A 19,027-nucleotide genomic window follows, 5' to 3' on the forward strand; every position below is an offset into this window, starting at 1 on the left:
TCTAAATATTCATTGCGCCGGGATCAGAGTGAGCTTCGTAGCGTTCTCAGGCCATGTAGCATCCCGGCTAAGCAGTCCACGCCGGATGACGCGCCGAACTGCATCACCTCTAGCGCCGCGGCCTGCACCCGTGTGGCGGAGGCCGCCGATCCCAACGCGGATATTAACTGGCAGATCGGGGCCGAAAAGTGGCCCGCCAACGCGCGTGCCAGATAATGCCTGCTGATATCATTGGTACGGGCCAACTGGCCGCCAATCAGGCTACGTAATGTACTGTCATGGGCGACAAGCTCGGAACGCTGCCGCCATGGCCACAGTGCCGCCATATAGCCCAACAGATAGTCATCGCCATCTGGCGTCAGCCCACGCCCGTAGCCAATCAGTGCGCTCACTTCTGCTGCCAGCCGCTCAGGGCTGTCTAGCAACCAAAGTTGTACTGCACGTGGTGGCCGATTGGGTAATTCGCCGCTTTGTTCCACCCCGGGTAACAGCTGCAAGTCGCTTTCACAGGCATGTTGGAGGCAATACTGGCCGAGTTGCCATGCCAACGCCGCGTAATGGCTCAGAGCATTCAGCAGTGCCGGAACTCCCGCGTCCATCAACCTCGGCTGCCAGCGGGGAGCATCGCCAAGCACCACGCTCCAACTTGCTCCTTGCAACACTGCGTGGTGGAAGGTTGCAGGCTGACCAATCTGAACGTGATATCGCCAATCCCACTCGCGACTCACCCGGATGCGGATAGCATCCGGCAGGTCTTGAAAATCACTACTCAGCAGCGACAACAGATAACCATCAGGATGGCGCAGATTCAGCGAGCGTTGGAAACAGCTGTGCACCTGAAGTTGGTCGTGATCTACCAGCCTGTTGGCTGCCAGATAGCCGACAGAAAGTGCTGAAAATGCCGTGCCTGCCATTTGCTTATCCCTCACCCTAGCCCTCTCCCAGGGAGAGGGGACCGATCGAGTTCGTTGATTGCTCTGCGTAGTACCTTTACCCCCTACTTTCCGAAGCAGCGCGGGCCAACCAAGTGCTCCGGCCAACTCCCTCTCCTTGTGGGAGAGGGGGATCAGTGCTGCAGACCATCCACAATAGCGGCAGCATCGCTGACCCAGCCAAAAATTGCCCCCTGGGCTTTGATCATCTCCAGAGCATACTTCTGGAACTCAGGGAAATAAGAGCCGACGCAGTCCTGCGGGATAATGCATTCAAAGCCACGGTCATTGGCTTCACGTACCGTGGTGGTAACGCAGACCTCGGTCGTCACACCGCAAACGATCAGCGTTTTGATACCGTGGTTTTGCAGGATCAGATGCAGGTCGGTCTGGTAGAACGCGCCTTTACCGGGCTTGTCGATCACCGGCTCACCGGCCTGCGGGTAGAGTTCTGGAATGATGTCGTGGCCTGCTTCGCCCCGTACCAGGATACGGCCCATCGGCCCATGGGTACCGATAAAGGTCTGGCCGCCACGGGTTAATTTAGCGGGTGGGCAATCGGTCAGGTCGGCACGATGGCCTTCGCGGGTGTGGATCACCAGCAGCCCCTTGCTACGCGCGGCAGCCAGCACCTTTTTACAAGGCTCAATCGCGCTGCGTACCAAAGAGACATCGTTGCCCAGCGCTTCACCAAAGCCACCCGGTTCAACGAAGTCTTTCTGCATGTCGATCATCACCAACGCGGTACTGGCGGTAGCGAAAGGAAGGCCGAAGGGTTCTGCGTGAAAAGTTTTCTGTGTCATGGCGCATCTCCTGGATCGTTATTTTAGCGGCCTGAAGGCCGGGAATTCTGGGGTCTGATCCGATTATAAAGGGCCATGGCCGACGGCACAGATAAACGATTTTACGTGCAGCAACGAATATTTTGCAGCAGACAAATACCCTGACAATAAGTGTGAGATTACCCATAAAGGGTTTTTTGGATGCAATTAAATTGATGCAGAGAAGGGATAAAAAGCAAAAAAATCGTTGATGGAATGTGAGCTGGGTCGCTCGATGGGCGCAGCCAGCAAGGCTGCGCCCCAAAGACTTAGATCGAATACATTTTGCGCAGGTAATGAGGCACGGCGTCATCAACGTTGGAGCCAATCACTTCCAGCTCCGGCAGTTTGTCCTTCAGACGCTGTTGAGCATCCTGCATGATGCAGCCTTTCCCTGACATCGACAGCATTTCCAGGTCGTTCATACCGTCACCAAAGGCGATGCACTCTTTGAGCGAATAGCCGATGATTTTGGCCACCTCTTCCAACGCATGGCCTTTCGATACGCCACCGGCCATCACTTCCAGGCAGGTAGGGAACGAGAAGCTGACGTTGACCCGATCGCCCCAGCGCGCGTTGATGGCATCTTCCAGCGGCAGCAGTTTGTCATGATCGTCGCAGGTGAAATACACCTTGCACACGCCATCGGTTTCCAGCAAGCCCGGCTCAAACAGCTGATACTTGAAGATGGATTCCTGGAAAAACTCTTCCTGCTCCGGGCTTTCACGGTTCATGAACCAGTCGTCGTTGCGGTAGACGTTGGTCAGGATATCCTGGTTATCATGCATCATGTTGTACAGATCGCGGGCGATATCCTCATCCAGGTTGTGGCTGAAGATCAGTTCACCAGCAGTGTTGTGTACCCGTGCACCGTTGGAGGTGATCATAAAGGCGCTGATACCGAGATTATCGCGGATCTGGGAAACGTCGATATGGTGGCGGCCAGTCGCGAATACAAAGTGTACGCCTTGCTGCGTCAGCAACTGCAGCGTCTCTTTGGCGTACGGCGTCAGGGTGTGCTCAGGGGACAGCAGTGTGCCATCTAAATCGGAAGCAACGACGTGATACATAGCGATTTGTTCTAACCTCTAGTGGAGTGGTCGGCGGCAGCAGTACCACCTAAGTGCTGAGCAAAGAAGCGCAGGATTGCGTTCAATGCCTCGGCGCGCATCGCGTCCCGTTCGAACAGGATCTCATGGCGAGCGCCTTTGATAACCCACGGTTTTCCCCCTTCACAAGGATGCCCCGCGTCTGACAGTGCCTGACAAAAAGCACGCTGGGAACGGTTGTCGACCACCCGATCCTCACCGGCCTGCAATAATAAAATAGGTGTGGTTATGTTAGCAGCCTGGGCAATGATTTGCTGCCCGGCCTGAATGCTTTCCCTGACCCAGTGATAGGTTGGCCCCCCTACCCGCAGTTCAGGATAATCGGCGTAATAACGCAGGCTGCGGCGATAGCGCTCGCGGCTGTGGGTCAGCGTATTGACCACGTAGGGCAACGGCCGCCACTGCCCGGTGCCTACCGCGTAATAGTCACGCAGCCCTGGGCGCTTTTCCGTCCAGTTCAAGATACCGTTGGCCATCCATCCCGGCATGGGCAGATAAATACCCAGCATCGGGGCACAGAGAGCCGCTGCGGAAAAGGCCTGCGGTTCGCGAGCCAGAAATTGTGCCAATATCGCACCGCCCATCGAGTGCGCCAGCGCGACATGCTGCTGGTAACCCAGGGGTTTGACTTGCTGATGGTAAAACTGGGCAAAATCGTCCACATAGTCGGCAAAGTTTACCACATGCCCCCGGTGCGTATCTGCCAGCATCCGGCCAGACAGCCCCTGACCACGGTGATCGATGATCATCACGTCATAGCCGCAGTGAAACAGATCGTACGCCACTTCCGGGTATTTGATATAGCTTTCGATGCGGCCTGGGCTTATCACCACCACCCGTTGGTGCTGCGGGGATGCAAAGCGCACAAAGCGGATCGGCACGTCACCGACTCCGGTGAACTCCCCTTCTTTGCGCTGCCGCCAAAAATCCAGCAACGGCCCGGTCGCGAAGGCAGAAAACTGCTTTTCACGGTTTAACCATTCAGCGGGATCGAGGGTGGATGACGTCATTGCCTGCCTTTTAACGGGATGTTCAGAGACTTAAATGTGATCTCTAGCACGAGAAATCATACTAGCGTATTGTGGCACAAATTGGTGTATTCAGGGAGCCTTGCGATGACCTTAGACTGGTGGTTAACCTATCTGCTGACAACTCTTATCCTCAGTCTTTCACCCGGCTCCGGCGCGATTAACACCATGAGTACCGGCATCAGCCACGGCTATCGCGGAGCGGCAGCGTCAATTGCGGGCCTGCAGGTTGGCCTGAGCATCCATATCGTACTGGTGGGGATTGGTCTGGGCGCGGTGGTTTCCCAATCGCTGCTGGCCTTTGAGCTGCTGAAATGGTTTGGAGCAGCCTATCTGGTGTGGCTGGGTATCCAGCAATGGCGTGCCGCAGGTGCGTTGGATCTGCATACGTTGGCAGGCACCATGCCACGCCGCCGTCTGTTTCGCCGCGCAGTGCTGGTGAATCTGACCAACCCCAAAAGCATCGTATTCCTTGCGGCCCTGTTCCCGCAGTTCATCATGCCTAACCAGCCGCAGGCCGAGCAGTATGTCATTCTCGGCGTGACCACGGTGGTGATCGATATTCTGGTGATGATTGGCTATGCCACGTTGGCCACGCGCATCGCCGGTTGGCTAAAGACGCCGCGCCAGATGCAGTTGCTGAACCGCATTTTTGGATCGCTGTTTATTCTGGTGGCGGGATTGCTGGCAACGGCCAGAAAGGCATGAGAACACGATTCTAGGCGTTATTGTCGCAGGCAGTTTGGACACGGACAGCGCACAGGACCCGCAGCGTACGTTGAAGTACGTGAGGAGTCCGAGCACTGCCCGGGTTCAAAATGGCAAGTAAAATAGCCTAGCGCGTGAAGATCAGATGCAGGCCAAAACCGGTGAATAACACCCCGGCCAAACCGTCGATCCATTTCGCCATCCGCTGATAGCCCCGGCGCATGGCGGGTAAGGCGAAGACGATCGCCACCAGGCTGAACCAGATAAAGGTTTCGGCGGTGATCAAGGTGAACAAACCCCAGCGCGCCCCAGCCCCAACATCCTCACCGACGAACAGCGAGAACACGCTACCAAAATAAATGACCGCCTTCGGGTTGGAAAGATTGGTGAGCAAACCGCGGATAAAGCTGCGGCCCGGCTTGGCTAACGCCACCTGCACCTCTTCTGCCGGCGCGGTTTGGGCGTTCTGCTGACGGGCAGAGCGCAGCAACTGCCAACCCATCCAGCACAGATACAGGCCGCCGCCGACCATAATGATTTGATGCAGCCAGGCCATCTTTTGCAGGATCAGGTTCAACCCCAGCAGCGCTACGCCAGCCCAGACCATCACGCCGAGGGAAATCCCCACCACGCCCATCATCGCTTCGCGGCGGGAACGGCTGGCCGCGGTTTGCGACACAAAAAAGAAGTCCGGCCCTGGGCTCATCAAGGCAATGATATGCACCAGCGCTACCGTTAAAAACAACATCAGCATGAGTGATTATCCTTATTCGTCGTCACCGTCGAGGTGAGCACGGATCATCGCCATAAATGGCGCACCAAAACGTTCCAGCTTACGCTGCCCTACGCCATTGACGCTCAACAGCTCGCTGGCTCTGATCGGCATCTGTTCGGCCATCTCCAACAGCGTTGCATCGTTGAACACCACGTACGGGGGGATGTTCTCTTCGTCGGCAATCGATTTACGCAGCTTGCGCAGTTTGGCAAACAGCTTGCGATCGTAATTACCACCGTAGGATTTCTGGTTGGCGCTGCTGCGGACCTTGAGGCTCTGAATACGCGGCACCGCCAGCTGTAGCACAACTTCGCCACGCAGCACCGGACGTGCGGCCTCAGTCAGTTGCAGCGCCGAATGCATCGCAATGTTCTGGGTGATAAAGCCCAGATGGATCAGTTGGCGCAGCACGCTGGTCCAATGTTCGGTGGTGTGATCGCGGCCAATGCCGTACACCGGCAGTTTTTCGTGACCAAACTCGCGAATACGCTGATTATTGGAACCGCGTAGCACTTCCACCACGTAGCCAATGCCGAAGCGTTGCCCAACGCGGCCAATCGCCGACAGCGCCTTGCGCGCATCATCCAGGCCATCATAACGCTTGGGCGGATCGAGGCAGATATCGCAGTTGCCACAGGCCTGCTGTTTGCCTTCACCGAAGTAGTTCAGCAACACCAGGCGGCGGCAGGTTTGCGCTTCGGCAAAGGCCCCCATGGCGTTGAGCTTATGGCGTTCGATATCCAACTGCTGGCCCGCCGGCTTTTCTTCCAGGCAACGGCGCAGCCAGGCCATATCCGCCGGATCGTACAGCAGGATCGCTTCCGCGGGCAGGCCATCACGCCCTGCACGGCCCGTCTCCTGATAGTACGACTCTATGTTGCGTGGAATATCGAAGTGCACCACAAAACGCACGTTGGGTTTGTTGATGCCCATGCCGAAGGCCACGGTAGCGACCACCACCTGTAAATCATCACGCTGGAAGGCTTCCTGCACCTGCGAGCGGCGCTCGTTATCCAGCCCGGCGTGATAAGCCCCAACGCTCAATCCACGGCTTTGCAGGCGCGCGGTAGTGTCTTCCACCTTGGCGCGGCTGTTGCAGTAAATAATGCCGCTTTTGCCGCGCTGGTCCTGCACGAAACGCCACAGTTGGTCGAGCGGTTTGAACTTCTCCACCAGCGTGTAGCGGATATTGGGACGATCGAAGCTGCTGATCTGGATCAGCGGATCTTCTAGCGACAGCAGACGAACAATATCCCCGCGCGTGGCTTCATCAGCGGTGGCAGTCAATGCCACCACCGGCATGCTCGGGAAACGTTGTTTAAGCTGGCCCAGAGCGCGGTATTCCGGGCGGAAATCGTGGCCCCACTGGGAAATACAGTGCGCCTCATCCACCGCCAGCATCACCGGCGGGCAGCTTCCCAACATCTCGAGGAAGCTGTCCATCATCAGCCGTTCGGGGGCGATATACAGCATTTTGATCTGGCCGCTGCGGCAACCCGCCATCACCTCTTGCTGCTGCTCCCGCGTTTGCGTGGAGTTATAGCAGGCGGCAGAAACGCCGTAGGCCAAGAGCTGATCGACCTGATCTTTCATCAACGAAATCAGTGGGGAGACCACCAGCGTCAGTCCATCCATCACCAGCGCCGGGATTTGGTAGCACAGCGATTTACCCCCGCCGGTCGGCATCACCACCAGACAATCCTGGCCGCCGATAATTGCGTTGATAATCGTTTGTTGACCCGGACGGAACTGCTGGTAGCCGAAGGTATCGCGTAATACCTGCTCTGCCAGCAACTCTCTGTTTATCACTGCTGCGGTTGACACACACTTCCCCATTTATCGCTATAACGGCACCAGACTGGGCACCGTATTACATAATATCGTTAAGCATGACACCAACACCAAGCCGTGTCTGCTTGAAGTTGTAATCAATCATCGATTCGCCGTAACCGCTGAAGACCTGGGTATAGAAACGCACATGGCTGGTGATTGGGTAGCTCCAGCCTAACTGTGCGCCACCGAAACCACTGTTCCAGTTGTATTGCCCTTCGGCGCTGAACACGCTGTCCCCCAGGGCATACCCCACCGTCAGGCGGTAATAGCCCATATATTTGGTGATATCCGGGTTATCATCACTGCTGTCGCTTTCCGAGAAGCGGAACCAGGGTTTGACTTCGACCTGCCAGTCGCCGTTCTGCGCCATCAAACGCGCATAGCCGCGGTTCCAGCTGCGCGAGGTGGGATCTTCACGGCCGTTGGACTCGTGATTCAAACCTACCTCGATATCACGCAGCGTCCAGCCGGCAAATTTATACGCCGTAGCCCAGCCGACAAAAATCTGCGGTTCGTAGTTGGTTTCACGGAACGGTGAAGACTCGTCATGGTTGGAGAGCTGCCACCAGGAGCGTTGGGTATAAGATGCCCCCAACACCGAGTTCTCGCCGGCAATGCCGCGCCAGATTGGGAAGGCCAGGCTGAGCTGGAACTTCACCTCATCCTTGCGGGCATTTTCCGCCCAGCTATATGACTTGATGGCTTCCTTGTTCAGATCGCTGGTATCGGTATAGATAAGATAGTTCGTCTCATAAGGATACAGAGTAAACGGATTATCATAGTGCTGCAGCATGTTGCCGATGATGCTGCCGCGAACCGCCGGTTTATTCAGATTCCTTTGCTCGGTGGTCTCGTCAGCTTGCACCACGATTGGCGCAAGCAGCATCGCCATCACAATCCCAGACAGAACGCGCATAATTTTGTTCACTCTCGAAAGATAAGGAAAAAACCAGAAATAAAAGCAGGCTATTTTACACACATTGCCGGATTTACCGCACTAGGGAATACATTTATCTGGCAGGCCTGGAAAGCAACAAAAGATAAGCATAAAATCCACAAGTCATTAACCTGGCCAGACCAGTATATCGGCTGGCAAAACGCAAATGAAGAAAGGAACTATGTCACACACACCTTTGACCCTCGAAGCCGCCCGCCAGAAGATAGGCGAAATCTTCGTCTATCACATGCCGTTTAACCGTGAGTTGGGGCTGGAACTACGCCGCTTTGAAGACGACTTCGTAGAGTTGAGCTTCACCAATCAGCCTAAGCTGGTAGGCAACGCCGCGCAGAAGATCCTGCATGGTGGCGTGATCGCTTCCGTACTGGATGTTGCCGCCGGGCTGGCGTGCGTGGGCAGCGTGCTGATGCGCCAAGACCCGCTGATCGAAGAAGAGTTGGCAGCCCGCCTGTCCCGCATGGGGACGATCGATCTGCGTGTCGACTATCTGCGCCCAGGCCGCGGTGAGCATTTTGTCGCCTCCGCCAGCGTACTGCGTAGCGGTAATAAAGTGGCGGTAGCACGCGTTGAGCTACACAACCACGACGGCCTACATATCGCCAGCGCCACCGCCACCTATCTGGTGGGCTAAGGGTACCCGCAGCAGGTTGTGCCCCACAAACCACACAATTGTGGGACACAACCGGTGATCTCCAGTAAAATCACCGCATCTTCTTTTCCCACCCGGTAACCGTCATGGACGCGCAACAGACGCGGCAGGGCATTTTCTTTGCTCTGGCTGCCTATTTTATCTGGGGTATCGCCCCCGCCTATTTCAAACTGATCCAGCAGGTCCCTGCCGATGAAATCCTGACCCACCGGGTGATCTGGTCGTTCTTCTTTATGTTGGGGCTGGTGTCATTGGGCCGTAACTGGCCGCAGGTGCGGGCCGCCTGTAAAAACCGCAAGCGGCTACTGCTGCTGGCCGTCACCGCGCTGTTGGTAGGGGGAAACTGGCTACTGTTTATCTGGGCGGTGAATAACCACCATATGCTGGAAGCCAGCCTGGGCTATTTCATCAATCCGCTGGTCAACGTGCTACTGGGGATGCTGTTTCTGGGGGAGCGTTTCCGCCGGATGCAGTGGGTGGCTGTGGCGTTGGCCTTTACCGGGGTACTGGTGCAGCTGTGGCAGTATGGTTCGTTGCCCCTTATTGGCCTGGGCTTGGCCTTCAGCTTTGCCTTCTACGGCCTGCTGCGCAAGAAAATTGCCATTGATGCCCAAACCGGCATGCTGATCGAAACCCTGTGGCTGCTGCCGATAGCCGCGATTTACCTGTTCCTGATCGCCGACAGCCCAACCAGCCACCTGAGCGCCAACCCGTGGTCGCTGAATCTGCTGCTGGTTGCCGCCGGTGTAGTCACCACCGTTCCACTGCTGTTCTTTACCGCAGCGGCCACACGTCTGCGCCTGTCAACGCTCGGCTTCTTCCAATACCTGGGGCCAACGCTGATGTTCCTGCTGGCGGTCACCTTCTACGGTGAGACCGTCGGCCAGGATAAGCTGGTGACCTTTGGCTTTATCTGGGCGGCGCTGGTGTTATTCCTGTTAGATGCCCTGTACCAACAGCGCAAGCTACGTTGATTGCGCTGGCGTGGCGTGATTGGAGATAAATCGCGCCATAGCCGGGCCGGTCAATAGGATCGTGAATAGCCGCAGCGTCTGCATTGCCATCACAAAAGAGAGATCCACCCGGCTGCCTGCGGCGATGATCGCCACGGTATCCAGCCCGCCGGGGCTGGTGGCCAGATAGGCCGTCAGCAGATCGACCGGCAGGAATTGGGTCAACATCCACGCCAACCCGCCGCAAAACAGCATCAGCGCTAAAATTGACACTACCATCTGTGGCAGGGTGCGCAGCGCCAACAGGAAGATTGGCCGGGTAAAACGCAGCCCGACGCTCCAGCCTATCAGGGTGTAGGCCAGCGCCAACAGCCATTCTGGCACCTGTAACAGCATGATGCCGGTGGAGTGTAATGCTGCCCCGGCGATCATCGGCAACAACAGCGCGCCAGAAGGAATGCGCAGGCGTGGTCCCAGCCAGGAACCGATAATGGCAACGCCTAACGTACCGGCAAAACGCCAGTCTAGCGCCGGGAACCACTCCATCGCGGCACTCCCTTGTCCGGCTTCATCACCCAGACCAATACGTGCCACCACCGCCGCTGCTGTCGCCACAAACAGCACCCGCAGATACTGCATAAATGCCACCAGCCGCACGTCCGCACCGAAATCCCCCGCCATCGCCACCATGGCCGATGCACCTCCGGGAGAAGAACCCCAGGCACCTGTTGGGCCGGGTAACCCACTGAAACGCACCAGGCACCAACCAGAGATACCGCTCGCCATCAGCGTCGCGATCAACACCAGCAACACCAGCGGCCAGTCGGCTATCAGAGGGGTAAGAATATTAGGCGAAAGGCTTTGGGCGATCATACAGCCCAGAATTGCCTGAGCGGCGATAAACAACGGCCCAGGGATACGTACCGAAGCGCCTAGCAACCCCATCGCGACGCCGACGATCATCGGCCCCAGCAGCAGCGCAGCGGGAACGTGGAAGGCCTGTAAACCAAACCCCAGCACCAGCGAAGCCAGCAGCAGGATCAGCCATTGAATGACGCGCGGGAACTTCTCCATCTAGACGCAAGCCTTACGAGCCGATAAGCAGTGGGGATATTCTACCCCGGTTTGACGGGCGATGGAGGGATCATTGGAGATAAAATGGGGCGGTGGTGCAGACCACCACCCGAGGCGAGGAAAAACCGGGGTTAAAGCCAGTTCTTGCGTTTGAAGTACAGATAAGGTGCCAGCCCTGCCACGATCATCAACGCAATCGCGCCCGGATAGCCGAACGACCAGCGCAGTTCAGGCATAAACTCAAAGTTCATCCCGTAGCTTGAGGCCACCAGCGTTGGCGGCAGGAACACCACCGACACCACCGAGAAGATCTTGATGATGCGGTTCTGTTCGATGTTGATAAAGCCCATCGCCGCCTGCATCAGGAAGTTGACCTTCTGGAACAGCGATTCGTTATGCGGCAGCAGGGATTCGATATCGCGCAACACTTCACGTGCCTGCTCCAACTGGCTGGTTGGCAGACGAGCCTTACGCACCAGGAAATTCAACGCGCGCTGGGTATCCATCAGACACAAGCGTACCTTCCAGCCGATATCTTCCTGTTCGGCCAGCGTGGACAGCGCTTCATCATATTCGTCACCCTGGTGCCCTTCCATAATTACCCGGCTGAGCTTTTCCAGATCGCTGTAGACGTTCTCGATCTCGTCAGCCAACTGTTCGATTTTAGTTTCGAACAGATCCAGCAGCAGCTCGTAGGCGTTGCCGTCCACCATTCTCAAGTTGCGCGCCCGCATGCGATACAGACGGAAAGCAGGCAGTTCGCGCTCACGCAGGGTATATAGGCGACCATCGCGGATGGTAAATGCCACAGTGGAGTTGCCCGCGTGATCTTCGGCATCTTCGTAATAGAAAAAAGAGTGGATATGCAGGCCGTCATCGTCTTCAAAGAAACGGGCCGAGGCTTCGATATCATCCAGTTCGGGGCGTGTCGCCAGGCTTTGGCCCAACTCATTTTGCACGCGCTCGCGTTCGCCTTCTTCCGGCTCGACCAGGTCAACCCACAGCGACGAGGTCAAATCGTCTGAGTCATCCAACTCCAGACGGGATAAGCGGCTGTTATCTAATTTGAAAGCGCTTAGCATGTGCCAAAACTCCCTAATGGTAACGGGGTAGACAACGCATTGAAGCACAGAAAGCGAGGGAAGTATGCAATACCGGCTCGTTCCAGACCATGAAGGACCTGACTCGGAGCGACGTTAGAGAGGGTCGCCGACAACCACGAAGGGTATCAGCGCAATGGGATAGCCTTAGAAGTTGTACCTGGTATCCAGGTCTGTGAGCCAGTATCTACTGGGTGTGTCCAAGGCGTGTGTCCTCATTGATATTCGTGCGCGCATGTTACGCCGAGAAGAAAAAGCCTGTCAACCGCTTAGGGGCGAAAGTTGCGCAACAATCCAGCACGCTCACGGCCCGTTTGCCACACTATCGCAACCTTCAGAAAACCGGGTAGCGATCTCTGACCGCAACCGGGAAACTTGCTAAGATTAGCGCACAGAAATATTGCGGATTAAAGACATGAAACAGATCACCGCCCACGACCTGACCACCATGAGCGAACAGGCCGCCAAACTGCCACGCCTGCGTGCCCACCGTACCTTGCACGAAGAGTTGAGCGATCCGGTGCAACGCCTGGCGATTGCCATGGAACCAGGCACTTATATTCGCCCGCACCGTCACCCGCAAACCTGGGAGTTACTCACCCCATTGCGTGGCCGTTTCGTGGTGTTGCAGTTCAATGACGAGGGTGTAGTCACCCAGCGTACCCTGCTGGGCGAAGAAACCAAGGTGCTGGAGATGCCCGCATTGACCTGGCATGCCGTGCTGTCTGTCGATCCGGGTGGCGTGGTGTTTGAAGTGAAGCACGGCCCCTATCAGGCGCTCACCGAAGAAGACTGCATGCATTGGGCTCCACCGGAGGGTGGCGAGGGTATCGAAGCGGTGATGCGCTGGTATGCTACAGCTAATGTAGGCGATCGTTACGGTCACTGATCCCCTCACCCCAACCCTCTCCCCAAAAAGGAGAGGGAGCTAGTACGGTGCCGTGATCAGGTACCGTGATCGGGTAAATTTCAGCAACGGATAGCGAACTCGATCGGTCCCCTCGCCCTTTGGGAGTGTTAGGGTGAGGGGAGTTACACCGTTTCCAGCTTGGCATAGGCGGCAACCAGCCACTTGATGCCTTCGCCCTGAAACGCAATCTGCAACCGGCTGTGTTCACCGCTGCCTTCCAGATTGACGATGGTCCCCTCGCCAAACTTGGCATGGCGCACGCGCTGGCCCAGTTTGTAGCCGGTATCGTTTTCACTGATTGGCGTCCCCATCCGGCGGTGGCTCACCGAGCGGGATACGCTGGCACGCAGACGCACTTCCTCTACGCAATCCTCTGGGATCTCACCGATAAAGCGTGATGGCCGGTGATACACCTCTTTGCCATACAGGCGGCGGGTTTCCGCATAGGTCAGCGTCAGTTTTTGCATCGCACGGGTCAGGCCCACATAGGCCAGACGGCGCTCCTCTTCCAGGCGGCCGCCTTCGTCCAGCGACATCTGGCTTGGGAACATGCCCTCTTCCATCCCGACGATAAAGACCTGACGGAACTCCAGCCCTTTGGCCGAGTGTAGAGTCATCAACTGTACCGCGTCCTGATAGGCGTCTGCCTGCCCTTCTCCCGCTTCCAGCGCGGCATGGGACAGGAAGGCCTGCAACGGCATCAGATCCTGGTCTTCATCCTGATAGCTGTATTGGCGCGTGGCCGTGACCAGTTCCTCAAGGTTTTCGATACGCGCCTGGCCTTTCTCGCCCTTTTCCTGCTCATACATGATAAACAGCCCGGAATCGCGGATCACCCGGTCGGTTTGCACATGCAGCGGCATTTCGGCGGTTTCATGGGCCAGTGAGTCCACCAGCTCCAGAAAACGCTGCAAAGAGGACGCTGCGCGGCCCGCCAGCACCTTATCTTGCAGCAGCGCACGCGTAGCCTGCCACAACGTCAACTGCCGGTCTCGTGCCGTCTGGCGCACTACGTCGAGGGTACGATCGCCAATGCCACGCGTTGGGGTGTTCACCACGCGCTCAAAGGCCGCATCGTCGTTACGGTTGGCGATCAGCCGCAGATAGGCCAATGCGTCCTTGATCTCCTGACGTTCGAAGAAGCGCATGCCGCCATAAATGCGGTATGGCATCGACGTTTGCAGCAAAGCTTCTTCCAGTACGCGCGATTGGGCGTTGCTGCGATACAGAATGGCGCAGTCGTTCAATGCACCGCCGTTGTCTTGCCAAGCCTTGATGCGGTTAACCACAAAACGGGCTTCATCCAGCTCATTGAACGCACAATAAATCGAGATCGGCTCGCCTTCGGCCCCTTCGGTCCACAGGTTTTTACCCATGCGGCCATCGTTATTGGCTATCAGGGTGTTGGCCGCCTTCAGGATGGTGCTGGTAGAGCGGTAGTTCTGCTCCAGACGCACCGTTTCTGCGCCGGGGAAATCCTTCAGGAAACGCTGGATGTTTTCCACCTGCGCACCGCGCCAGCCGTAGATCGACTGGTCATCATCCCCCACGATCATCACGTTGGCCTTACCCCCGGCCAGCATATGGATCCAGGCGTACTGGATGCGGTTGGTGTCCTGGAATTCGTCCACCAGGATATTGGTAAAGCGCTCACGGTAATGATTGAGGATATGCGGTTTGTTCAGCCACAGCTCATGGGCGCGCAGCAGCAACTCGGCAAAATCCACCAACCCCGCCCGATCGCAAGCCTCTTGGTAGGCCTGATAGATCTGCAACCAGGTGGCCTCCACCGGGTTGCCGTAGCTTTCGATATGCTGTGGGCGCAGGCCATCGTCTTTCTTGCCGTTGATGTACCACATCGCCTGACGCGGCGGCCATTGCTTCTCATCAATGTTCAGCGCCCGCACGATACGTTTAAGCAGGCGTAGCTGGTCTTCGCTATCCAGGATCTGAAAGTCCTGCGGCAGGTTGGCATCCATATGGTGAGCACGCAGCAGGCGGTGGGCCAGCCCGTGGAAGGTACCGATCCACATGCCGCCCTGGCTGGTGCCAATCAGGTGTTCGATACGGTGGCGCATTTCTGCCGCCGCCTTGTTGGTGAACGTCACCGCCATGATGGAATACGGCGAGCAGTTCTCCACCGCCAGTAACCAGGCAATGCGATGCACCAGCACCCTGGTCTTGCCGCTGCCTGCACCGGCCAGCACCAACAGGTTGCTGCGTGGCGCAGCCACGGCTTCACGTTGTTTTTCATTCATGCTGTCGAGCAGGTCGGAAACGTCCATAGGCACCATTGATTGGTAAAGGGAAAACCCGCCTTCCACGCGTTTTCCACTGGGAATTTATACAGAGTTCTGCTGGGATTATAACAATGCTGTCAGCGATGCCAACTGCGAAATCTCAATATGTGGCAGCAGACGGCTATCGGCCACCTGCATCAGGCTGCGCTGACGGTCGTTGATCCAGCAAGCTTGCAGGCCGGAACGCAGCGCCCCGGCGACATCGGTGGTCAGGTCATCCCCAACGTGCAGGATTTGTTCTGGCGCAATTCCCAGCCTTTCAACCGCCAGTTGATACATATCCTGATAGGGTTTGGCACGGCCATCTGGCCCGGAGCGCAGCACAAACTGGAAATACTGCTCCAACCCGCACTGGGCCGGATCGGCATTGCCGTTGGTGATTGCTACCAGCGGATAACGCTGCGCCAACGCCCGAAGGGTGGCATGGGTGGCCTCTGGCACATCGATACGGCTGCGCCACAGGGCAAAGTTCTGCATTGCCGCATCGGCACCGATGGACGCTTCGGCATCGCGCAACCCCTGACGGCTCAACGCCAGATGGATCGCTCGCCAGCGCCATTGGGTGACATCGTGGTAAATCTCCGGATCCTGTTCGCGCAGTTCCTGGCGCAGGCGGTGGAAATCCGCCGACTGGAAGTGGCTCAAACCCGGATGGTAGTTCTGCAAAAACGCCACCGACTCATGTTCGGTTTGCTTGATCACCGGACGGTTGTCATACAGCGTATCGTCCAGATCGAAGGTGAGCGCGGCCAGTGGGCGTAACGGACGGTAAAAGTGCATCAGGATTTCCCTCGTTTGGCGCGTGGATGCGCGGCATCGTACACGTTGGCCAGATGTTGAAAGTCGAGGTGGGTATAAATTTGCGTGGTAGTCAGGTTGGCGTGCCCCAGCAACTCCTGTACCGCGCGCAGATCGCCGCTCGATTCCAGCATGTGGGTGGCAAAGGAGTGGCGCAGCTTGTGCGGATGGATATGGCTGTTGACGCCTTGCTTGACGCCCCACTCGGCAAAGCGCTTTTGCACATTGCGCGCCGAGATGCGCTTGCCCTGGTTGGAGAGGAACATGGCATCATCCTGCGGTGCAAACAGATCGCGCAACGCCAGCCAGTGTTCCAGCCAGGTGATCGCCATACGGCCAATCGGTAATTTGCGTTCTTTGCTGCCTTTCCCCAGCACCCAGATTTCACCACCGGCCAGATCGACGTGGCGGCAATCCAATCCCACCAGTTCAGCCAAACGCAGCCCGGCACCATACATCACTTCCAACATGGCGCGATCGCGAACCGCCAGCGGATCGTTCAGATCGATGTTCAGCAGCTGGTTCATTTCATCAACGTCGATATTCTTGGGCAAATGGCGGCCACTGCGTGGTGTGCGAATGCCTTTGGCGGGATTGGCGCTTATCACGCCCTGGCCGACCAGCCAGTCAAGAAAACTGCGTAATGCAGACAGGCGCAGCGCCAGGCTGGAAGACTGTAACCCGGCACGTTTGCTGCGGGCAGCCAGTTGACGCACTCTGGCTGCATCCAACATAGGCCATTCGCTGACGCCCAACTCGCTCGCCATGGCGATCAACGCCTGCAACTGGCGCGAATAGCTGATCTGGGTCAGTGGGCTGAGCTGACGCTCCACCTTTAAATAACGCAGGAAAGCGTCCACCGGCGGTTGCAGGTTGGCCGCTACGCTGATCATGCGCGCTCTATCCAGCGTTCCAGCAGTTTTGGCAACATGCGCGCCAGTTGGCCGAGCATCACGGTGCCCATCCCCTGCTGATAATGTTGGGTATCACGGCTGCTGAAGATCACCATGCCAAGTTCGCCCTGCTCCCCCATCAACGACAACGCCACGGAGCCAACCTGTTTGGCCTGTGGTAACAGCAGTAGCAACTCGGGGCCATTAAGGCTACCAAGATAATGATAGCGATCGCCCAGGCGCTGAATACGCAGCGGCTCAAACGCCGAAGGGGTCAGGCCAAGGTGGGTGAAATCCGACGGTGCGCCAATGTTCCAGCGATCGCTAAACAGGCGAATATTCGCCCCTGCCAAGCCAAACCCGCGCGCCCAACGTTGCAGGCGGTTGAGCATGTCTTGCAGGCTGCTGGCGGTGGCCAGATCGGCCTGTAGGTGCAGCAGGCTGCCAAACAGCGTTTCGTTGGCGCTGGCCTGCTCCATCAGCAATGTGATCTCTTCTTCCAACTGGGTGATTTGGTTGCGCTGACGCGCCAGATGCCACTCCACCAGCGATACCGTGCCGCGCACCGGGTGAGGCACTCGCATCTGTTCTACCAGCCGTGCATTGCGCATAAAGAAGTCCGGATTCTGCATCAGATACTGCATCACCGTCTCATCATCCAGCTCAATGCCCGTGGCTATCCGATCGTCAACCTGCTTCATAAATGAATAAATCCGTCATAAACATGAGTGGCCGGGCCGGTCATAAATAGCGGTTCTCCAGGCCCTTTCCAGCGGATATGCAGGCTGCCGCCGGGCAGCTCGACATGCACCTCTTCCGCCAGCAGCTCTTGCTGAATGCCCACCGCCACGGCGGCACAGGCACCGCTACCGCAGGCCTGGGTTTCACCGGCCCCGCGCTCATAAACCCGCAGTTTGATGTGTTCACGGCTCACAACCTGCATAAAACCGATGTTGGCACGTTCCGGAAAGCGTTCGTGCCCTTCCAGTACCGGCCCCAGCAATTCCACCTTGGCGGTTTGCACGTCGTCTACCTGCAACACGCAATGTGGGTTGCCCATTGAGACCACACCGCACAGCACCGTATGTTCCGCCGCGCGCATGATGTAGGTTTTTTCCGCTTTAGTGGCGCGGAACGGCACAATCTGCGGATCGAAGTTCGGTTCGCCCATATTGACGCTGACCAGGTCATCATCGGTGACGCTCAGGATCATGCGCCCGGTCTGGGTGCTGACGCGGATATCACGTTTGTTGGTCAACCCTTTCAACCGCACAAAGCGGGCAAAGCAGCGAGCGCCATTGCCACACTGAGCCACTTCGCTGCCGTCAGCATTGAAAATGCGGTAATGGAAATCTAACTCGGGATCGTAGGGCGGTTCTACCACCAGCAACTGATCGAAACCCACACCCAAATGCCGATCGGCCAGACGGCGGATCAGCTCAGGTGAAAAGTAGACGTTCTGTGTAACAGCATCGACCACCATAAAGTCGTTGCCCAAACCGTGCATTTTGGAGAACTGCATATCATACTCCGCTATCTGGACGCCGTACCGTCTGATACTTATGGCGGCATCAGCCACCATAAATGCTCATTACTGGTTGCTCATCGACGGTTGCTGCTGAGTGCCAGCGGGTTCTTGTTGGTTTTTGCTCACGGTACCGACACTGGTCACCGGTTGCTCTGCCGGTTTGTCCTTCGGCGGGAAATACAGTGGGCCCTTCAGGCCACAGCCAGAGAGCCCGGCCAGCAATACGGCCATCAGCGCATAGCGTAGTTGTTTTTTCATTTGCATTAATGCCTGTAATTCATGCGTCCAAGCCCACTATAATCGCAGGTGGATCATGAAAAGCAATAGGAATGATTATGAACGATAGCGAGTTTCACCAGTTGGCGGACCAACTGATGCTGAATATTGAACAGACCCTGGACGATTTTGACGGTGATGCGGATATCGATTACGAAACCAACGGCGGCGTAATGACGCTAAGCTTCGAAAACGGCAGCAAAATTGTCATCAACCGTCAGGAGCCGTTACACCAGGTGTGGCTGGCCACCAAGACCGGGGGCTATCACTTCAGTTATCGTGACGAGAGCTGGCAATGTGACCGCAGCGGCCGGGAGTTTTACGAGTTGCTTAGCGAGGCGGCTAGCACTCAGTCCGGCGAGACGCTCAGCTTTAGCTGAGT

The 19,027-nt window shown here is 57.0% G+C and carries 21 protein-coding genes; 5 read left to right on the forward strand and 16 right to left on the reverse strand.

The genetic code is table 11. The annotated features are described in order from the left end of the window. Positions 1–23: 23 nt before the first annotated feature. From ACRDCA_RS14930 to pldB, 4 genes are all read right to left on the reverse strand, one after another. A complete protein-coding gene (locus ACRDCA_RS14930; RefSeq protein ID WP_438690231.1) occupies positions 24–914 on the reverse strand; it encodes a DUF2877 domain-containing protein in 891 nt (296 codons plus the stop codon). Between the two features lie 152 nt (positions 915–1,066). Next, positions 1,067–1,735 (reverse strand): cysteine hydrolase family protein, encoded by a 669-nt coding sequence (locus tag ACRDCA_RS14935; protein WP_438690232.1) that lies wholly within the window; start codon positions 1,733–1,735, stop codon positions 1,067–1,069. Between the two features lie 287 nt (positions 1,736–2,022). Then, on the reverse strand, positions 2,023–2,823 hold the full coding sequence (gene yigL, locus ACRDCA_RS14940; RefSeq protein ID WP_438690233.1) for a sugar/pyridoxal phosphate phosphatase YigL: 801 nt from the start codon (positions 2,821–2,823) through the stop codon (positions 2,023–2,025). Between the two features lie 11 nt (positions 2,824–2,834). After that, positions 2,835–3,872 carry a lysophospholipase L2 gene (gene pldB, locus ACRDCA_RS14945; protein WP_438690234.1) on the reverse strand — a complete coding sequence of 346 codons (1,038 nt, stop codon included), beginning with the start codon at positions 3,870–3,872 and terminating at the stop codon, positions 2,835–2,837. A gap of 105 nt (positions 3,873–3,977) precedes the next feature. On the opposite strand from pldB, the gene rhtB reads away from it, so the two are divergent. Next, positions 3,978–4,598 carry a homoserine/homoserine lactone efflux protein gene (gene rhtB, locus ACRDCA_RS14950; RefSeq protein ID WP_021181524.1) on the forward strand — a complete coding sequence of 207 codons (621 nt, stop codon included), beginning with the start codon at positions 3,978–3,980 and terminating at the stop codon, positions 4,596–4,598. A gap of 127 nt (positions 4,599–4,725) precedes the next feature. Here rhtB and rhtC read toward each other — a convergent pair whose 3' ends face one another. Genes rhtC through pldA form a run of 3 tightly spaced genes read right to left on the reverse strand, consistent with a single transcriptional unit; the run spans position 4,726 to position 8,122 of the window. Next, positions 4,726–5,352, reverse strand: a complete 627-nt coding sequence (rhtC, locus tag ACRDCA_RS14955; RefSeq protein ID WP_438690235.1) for a threonine export protein RhtC — start codon at positions 5,350–5,352, stop codon at positions 4,726–4,728. A gap of 12 nt (positions 5,353–5,364) precedes the next feature. Next, positions 5,365–7,197 carry an ATP-dependent DNA helicase RecQ gene (gene recQ, locus ACRDCA_RS14960; RefSeq protein WP_438690236.1) on the reverse strand — a complete coding sequence of 611 codons (1,833 nt, stop codon included), beginning with the start codon at positions 7,195–7,197 and terminating at the stop codon, positions 5,365–5,367. Between the two features lie 46 nt (positions 7,198–7,243). Further along, a complete protein-coding gene (gene pldA, locus ACRDCA_RS14965) occupies positions 7,244–8,122 on the reverse strand; it encodes a phospholipase A (protein ID WP_438690237.1) in 879 nt (292 codons plus the stop codon). Between the two features lie 202 nt (positions 8,123–8,324). On the opposite strand from pldA, the gene ACRDCA_RS14970 reads away from it, so the two are divergent. Together ACRDCA_RS14970 and rarD are read left to right on the forward strand one after the other, a co-directional pair. Beyond that, positions 8,325–8,795, forward strand: coding sequence for a thioesterase family protein (locus tag ACRDCA_RS14970; protein ID WP_438690238.1), 471 nt, complete (start codon positions 8,325–8,327; stop codon positions 8,793–8,795). Between the two features lie 104 nt (positions 8,796–8,899). Next, entirely contained in the window at positions 8,900–9,787 is an 888-nt protein-coding gene (rarD, locus tag ACRDCA_RS14975) for an EamA family transporter RarD (protein WP_438690239.1), read from the forward strand. On the opposite strand, the gene ACRDCA_RS14980 is transcribed toward rarD, so the two are convergent. From ACRDCA_RS14980 to ysgD, 3 genes are all read right to left on the reverse strand, one after another. Beyond that, positions 9,779–10,840 (reverse strand): AbrB family transcriptional regulator, encoded by a 1,062-nt coding sequence (locus ACRDCA_RS14980; RefSeq protein ID WP_438690240.1) that lies wholly within the window; start codon positions 10,838–10,840, stop codon positions 9,779–9,781. The two genes, rarD and ACRDCA_RS14980, sit on opposite strands and share 9 nt — an antisense overlap. 131 nt (positions 10,841–10,971) lie before the next feature. Next, positions 10,972–11,922: a magnesium/cobalt transporter CorA gene (gene corA, locus ACRDCA_RS14985; RefSeq protein ID WP_025118995.1), complete on the reverse strand. Its 951-nt coding sequence runs from the start codon at positions 11,920–11,922 to the stop codon at positions 10,972–10,974. Positions 11,923–12,087: 165 nt separating this feature from the next. Further along, entirely contained in the window at positions 12,088–12,177 is a 90-nt protein-coding gene (ysgD, locus tag ACRDCA_RS14990; protein ID WP_367651464.1) for a YsgD/CorL family protein, read from the reverse strand. Between the two features lie 178 nt (positions 12,178–12,355). Between ysgD and ACRDCA_RS14995 the strand changes: the two genes are divergently transcribed. After that, on the forward strand, positions 12,356–12,829 hold the full coding sequence (locus ACRDCA_RS14995) for a WbuC family cupin fold metalloprotein (protein ID WP_438690241.1): 474 nt from the start codon (positions 12,356–12,358) through the stop codon (positions 12,827–12,829). A 143-nt stretch (positions 12,830–12,972) separates the two neighbouring features. On the opposite strand, the gene uvrD is transcribed toward ACRDCA_RS14995, so the two are convergent. The 6 genes from uvrD to lptM all read right to left on the reverse strand — a co-directional run bounded on the left by uvrD (position 12,973) and on the right by lptM (position 18,627). Beyond that, a complete protein-coding gene (gene uvrD, locus ACRDCA_RS15000; RefSeq protein ID WP_438690242.1) occupies positions 12,973–15,135 on the reverse strand; it encodes a DNA helicase II in 2,163 nt (720 codons plus the stop codon). A 78-nt stretch (positions 15,136–15,213) separates the two neighbouring features. After that, positions 15,214–15,930 carry a 5-amino-6-(5-phospho-D-ribitylamino)uracil phosphatase YigB gene (gene yigB, locus ACRDCA_RS15005; RefSeq protein ID WP_438690243.1) on the reverse strand — a complete coding sequence of 239 codons (717 nt, stop codon included), beginning with the start codon at positions 15,928–15,930 and terminating at the stop codon, positions 15,214–15,216. Continuing rightward, positions 15,930–16,841, reverse strand: coding sequence for a tyrosine recombinase XerC (gene xerC / locus ACRDCA_RS15010; RefSeq protein ID WP_438690244.1), 912 nt, complete (start codon positions 16,839–16,841; stop codon positions 15,930–15,932). Before xerC ends, yigB begins: the two co-directional genes overlap by 1 nt. Then, positions 16,838–17,542, reverse strand: a complete 705-nt coding sequence (locus tag ACRDCA_RS15015; RefSeq protein ID WP_438690245.1) for a DUF484 domain-containing protein — start codon at positions 17,540–17,542, stop codon at positions 16,838–16,840. Before ACRDCA_RS15015 ends, xerC begins: the two co-directional genes overlap by 4 nt. Next, positions 17,539–18,363: a diaminopimelate epimerase gene (dapF, locus tag ACRDCA_RS15020; protein WP_438690246.1), complete on the reverse strand. Its 825-nt coding sequence runs from the start codon at positions 18,361–18,363 to the stop codon at positions 17,539–17,541. Before dapF ends, ACRDCA_RS15015 begins: the two co-directional genes overlap by 4 nt. A 69-nt stretch (positions 18,364–18,432) precedes the next feature. Continuing rightward, positions 18,433–18,627 (reverse strand): LPS translocon maturation chaperone LptM, encoded by a 195-nt coding sequence (lptM, locus tag ACRDCA_RS15025; protein ID WP_438690247.1) that lies wholly within the window; start codon positions 18,625–18,627, stop codon positions 18,433–18,435. A gap of 77 nt (positions 18,628–18,704) precedes the next feature. Here lptM and cyaY point away from each other — a divergent pair, with 77 nt between their 5' ends. Then, positions 18,705–19,025: an iron donor protein CyaY gene (cyaY, locus tag ACRDCA_RS15030; protein ID WP_025119003.1), complete on the forward strand. Its 321-nt coding sequence runs from the start codon at positions 18,705–18,707 to the stop codon at positions 19,023–19,025. The last annotated feature ends 2 nt before the right edge of the window (positions 19,026–19,027 follow it).

Source organism: Serratia sp. (in: enterobacteria) (genome assembly GCF_051654945.1).
Lineage (GTDB): Bacteria > Pseudomonadota > Gammaproteobacteria > Enterobacterales > Enterobacteriaceae > Chania.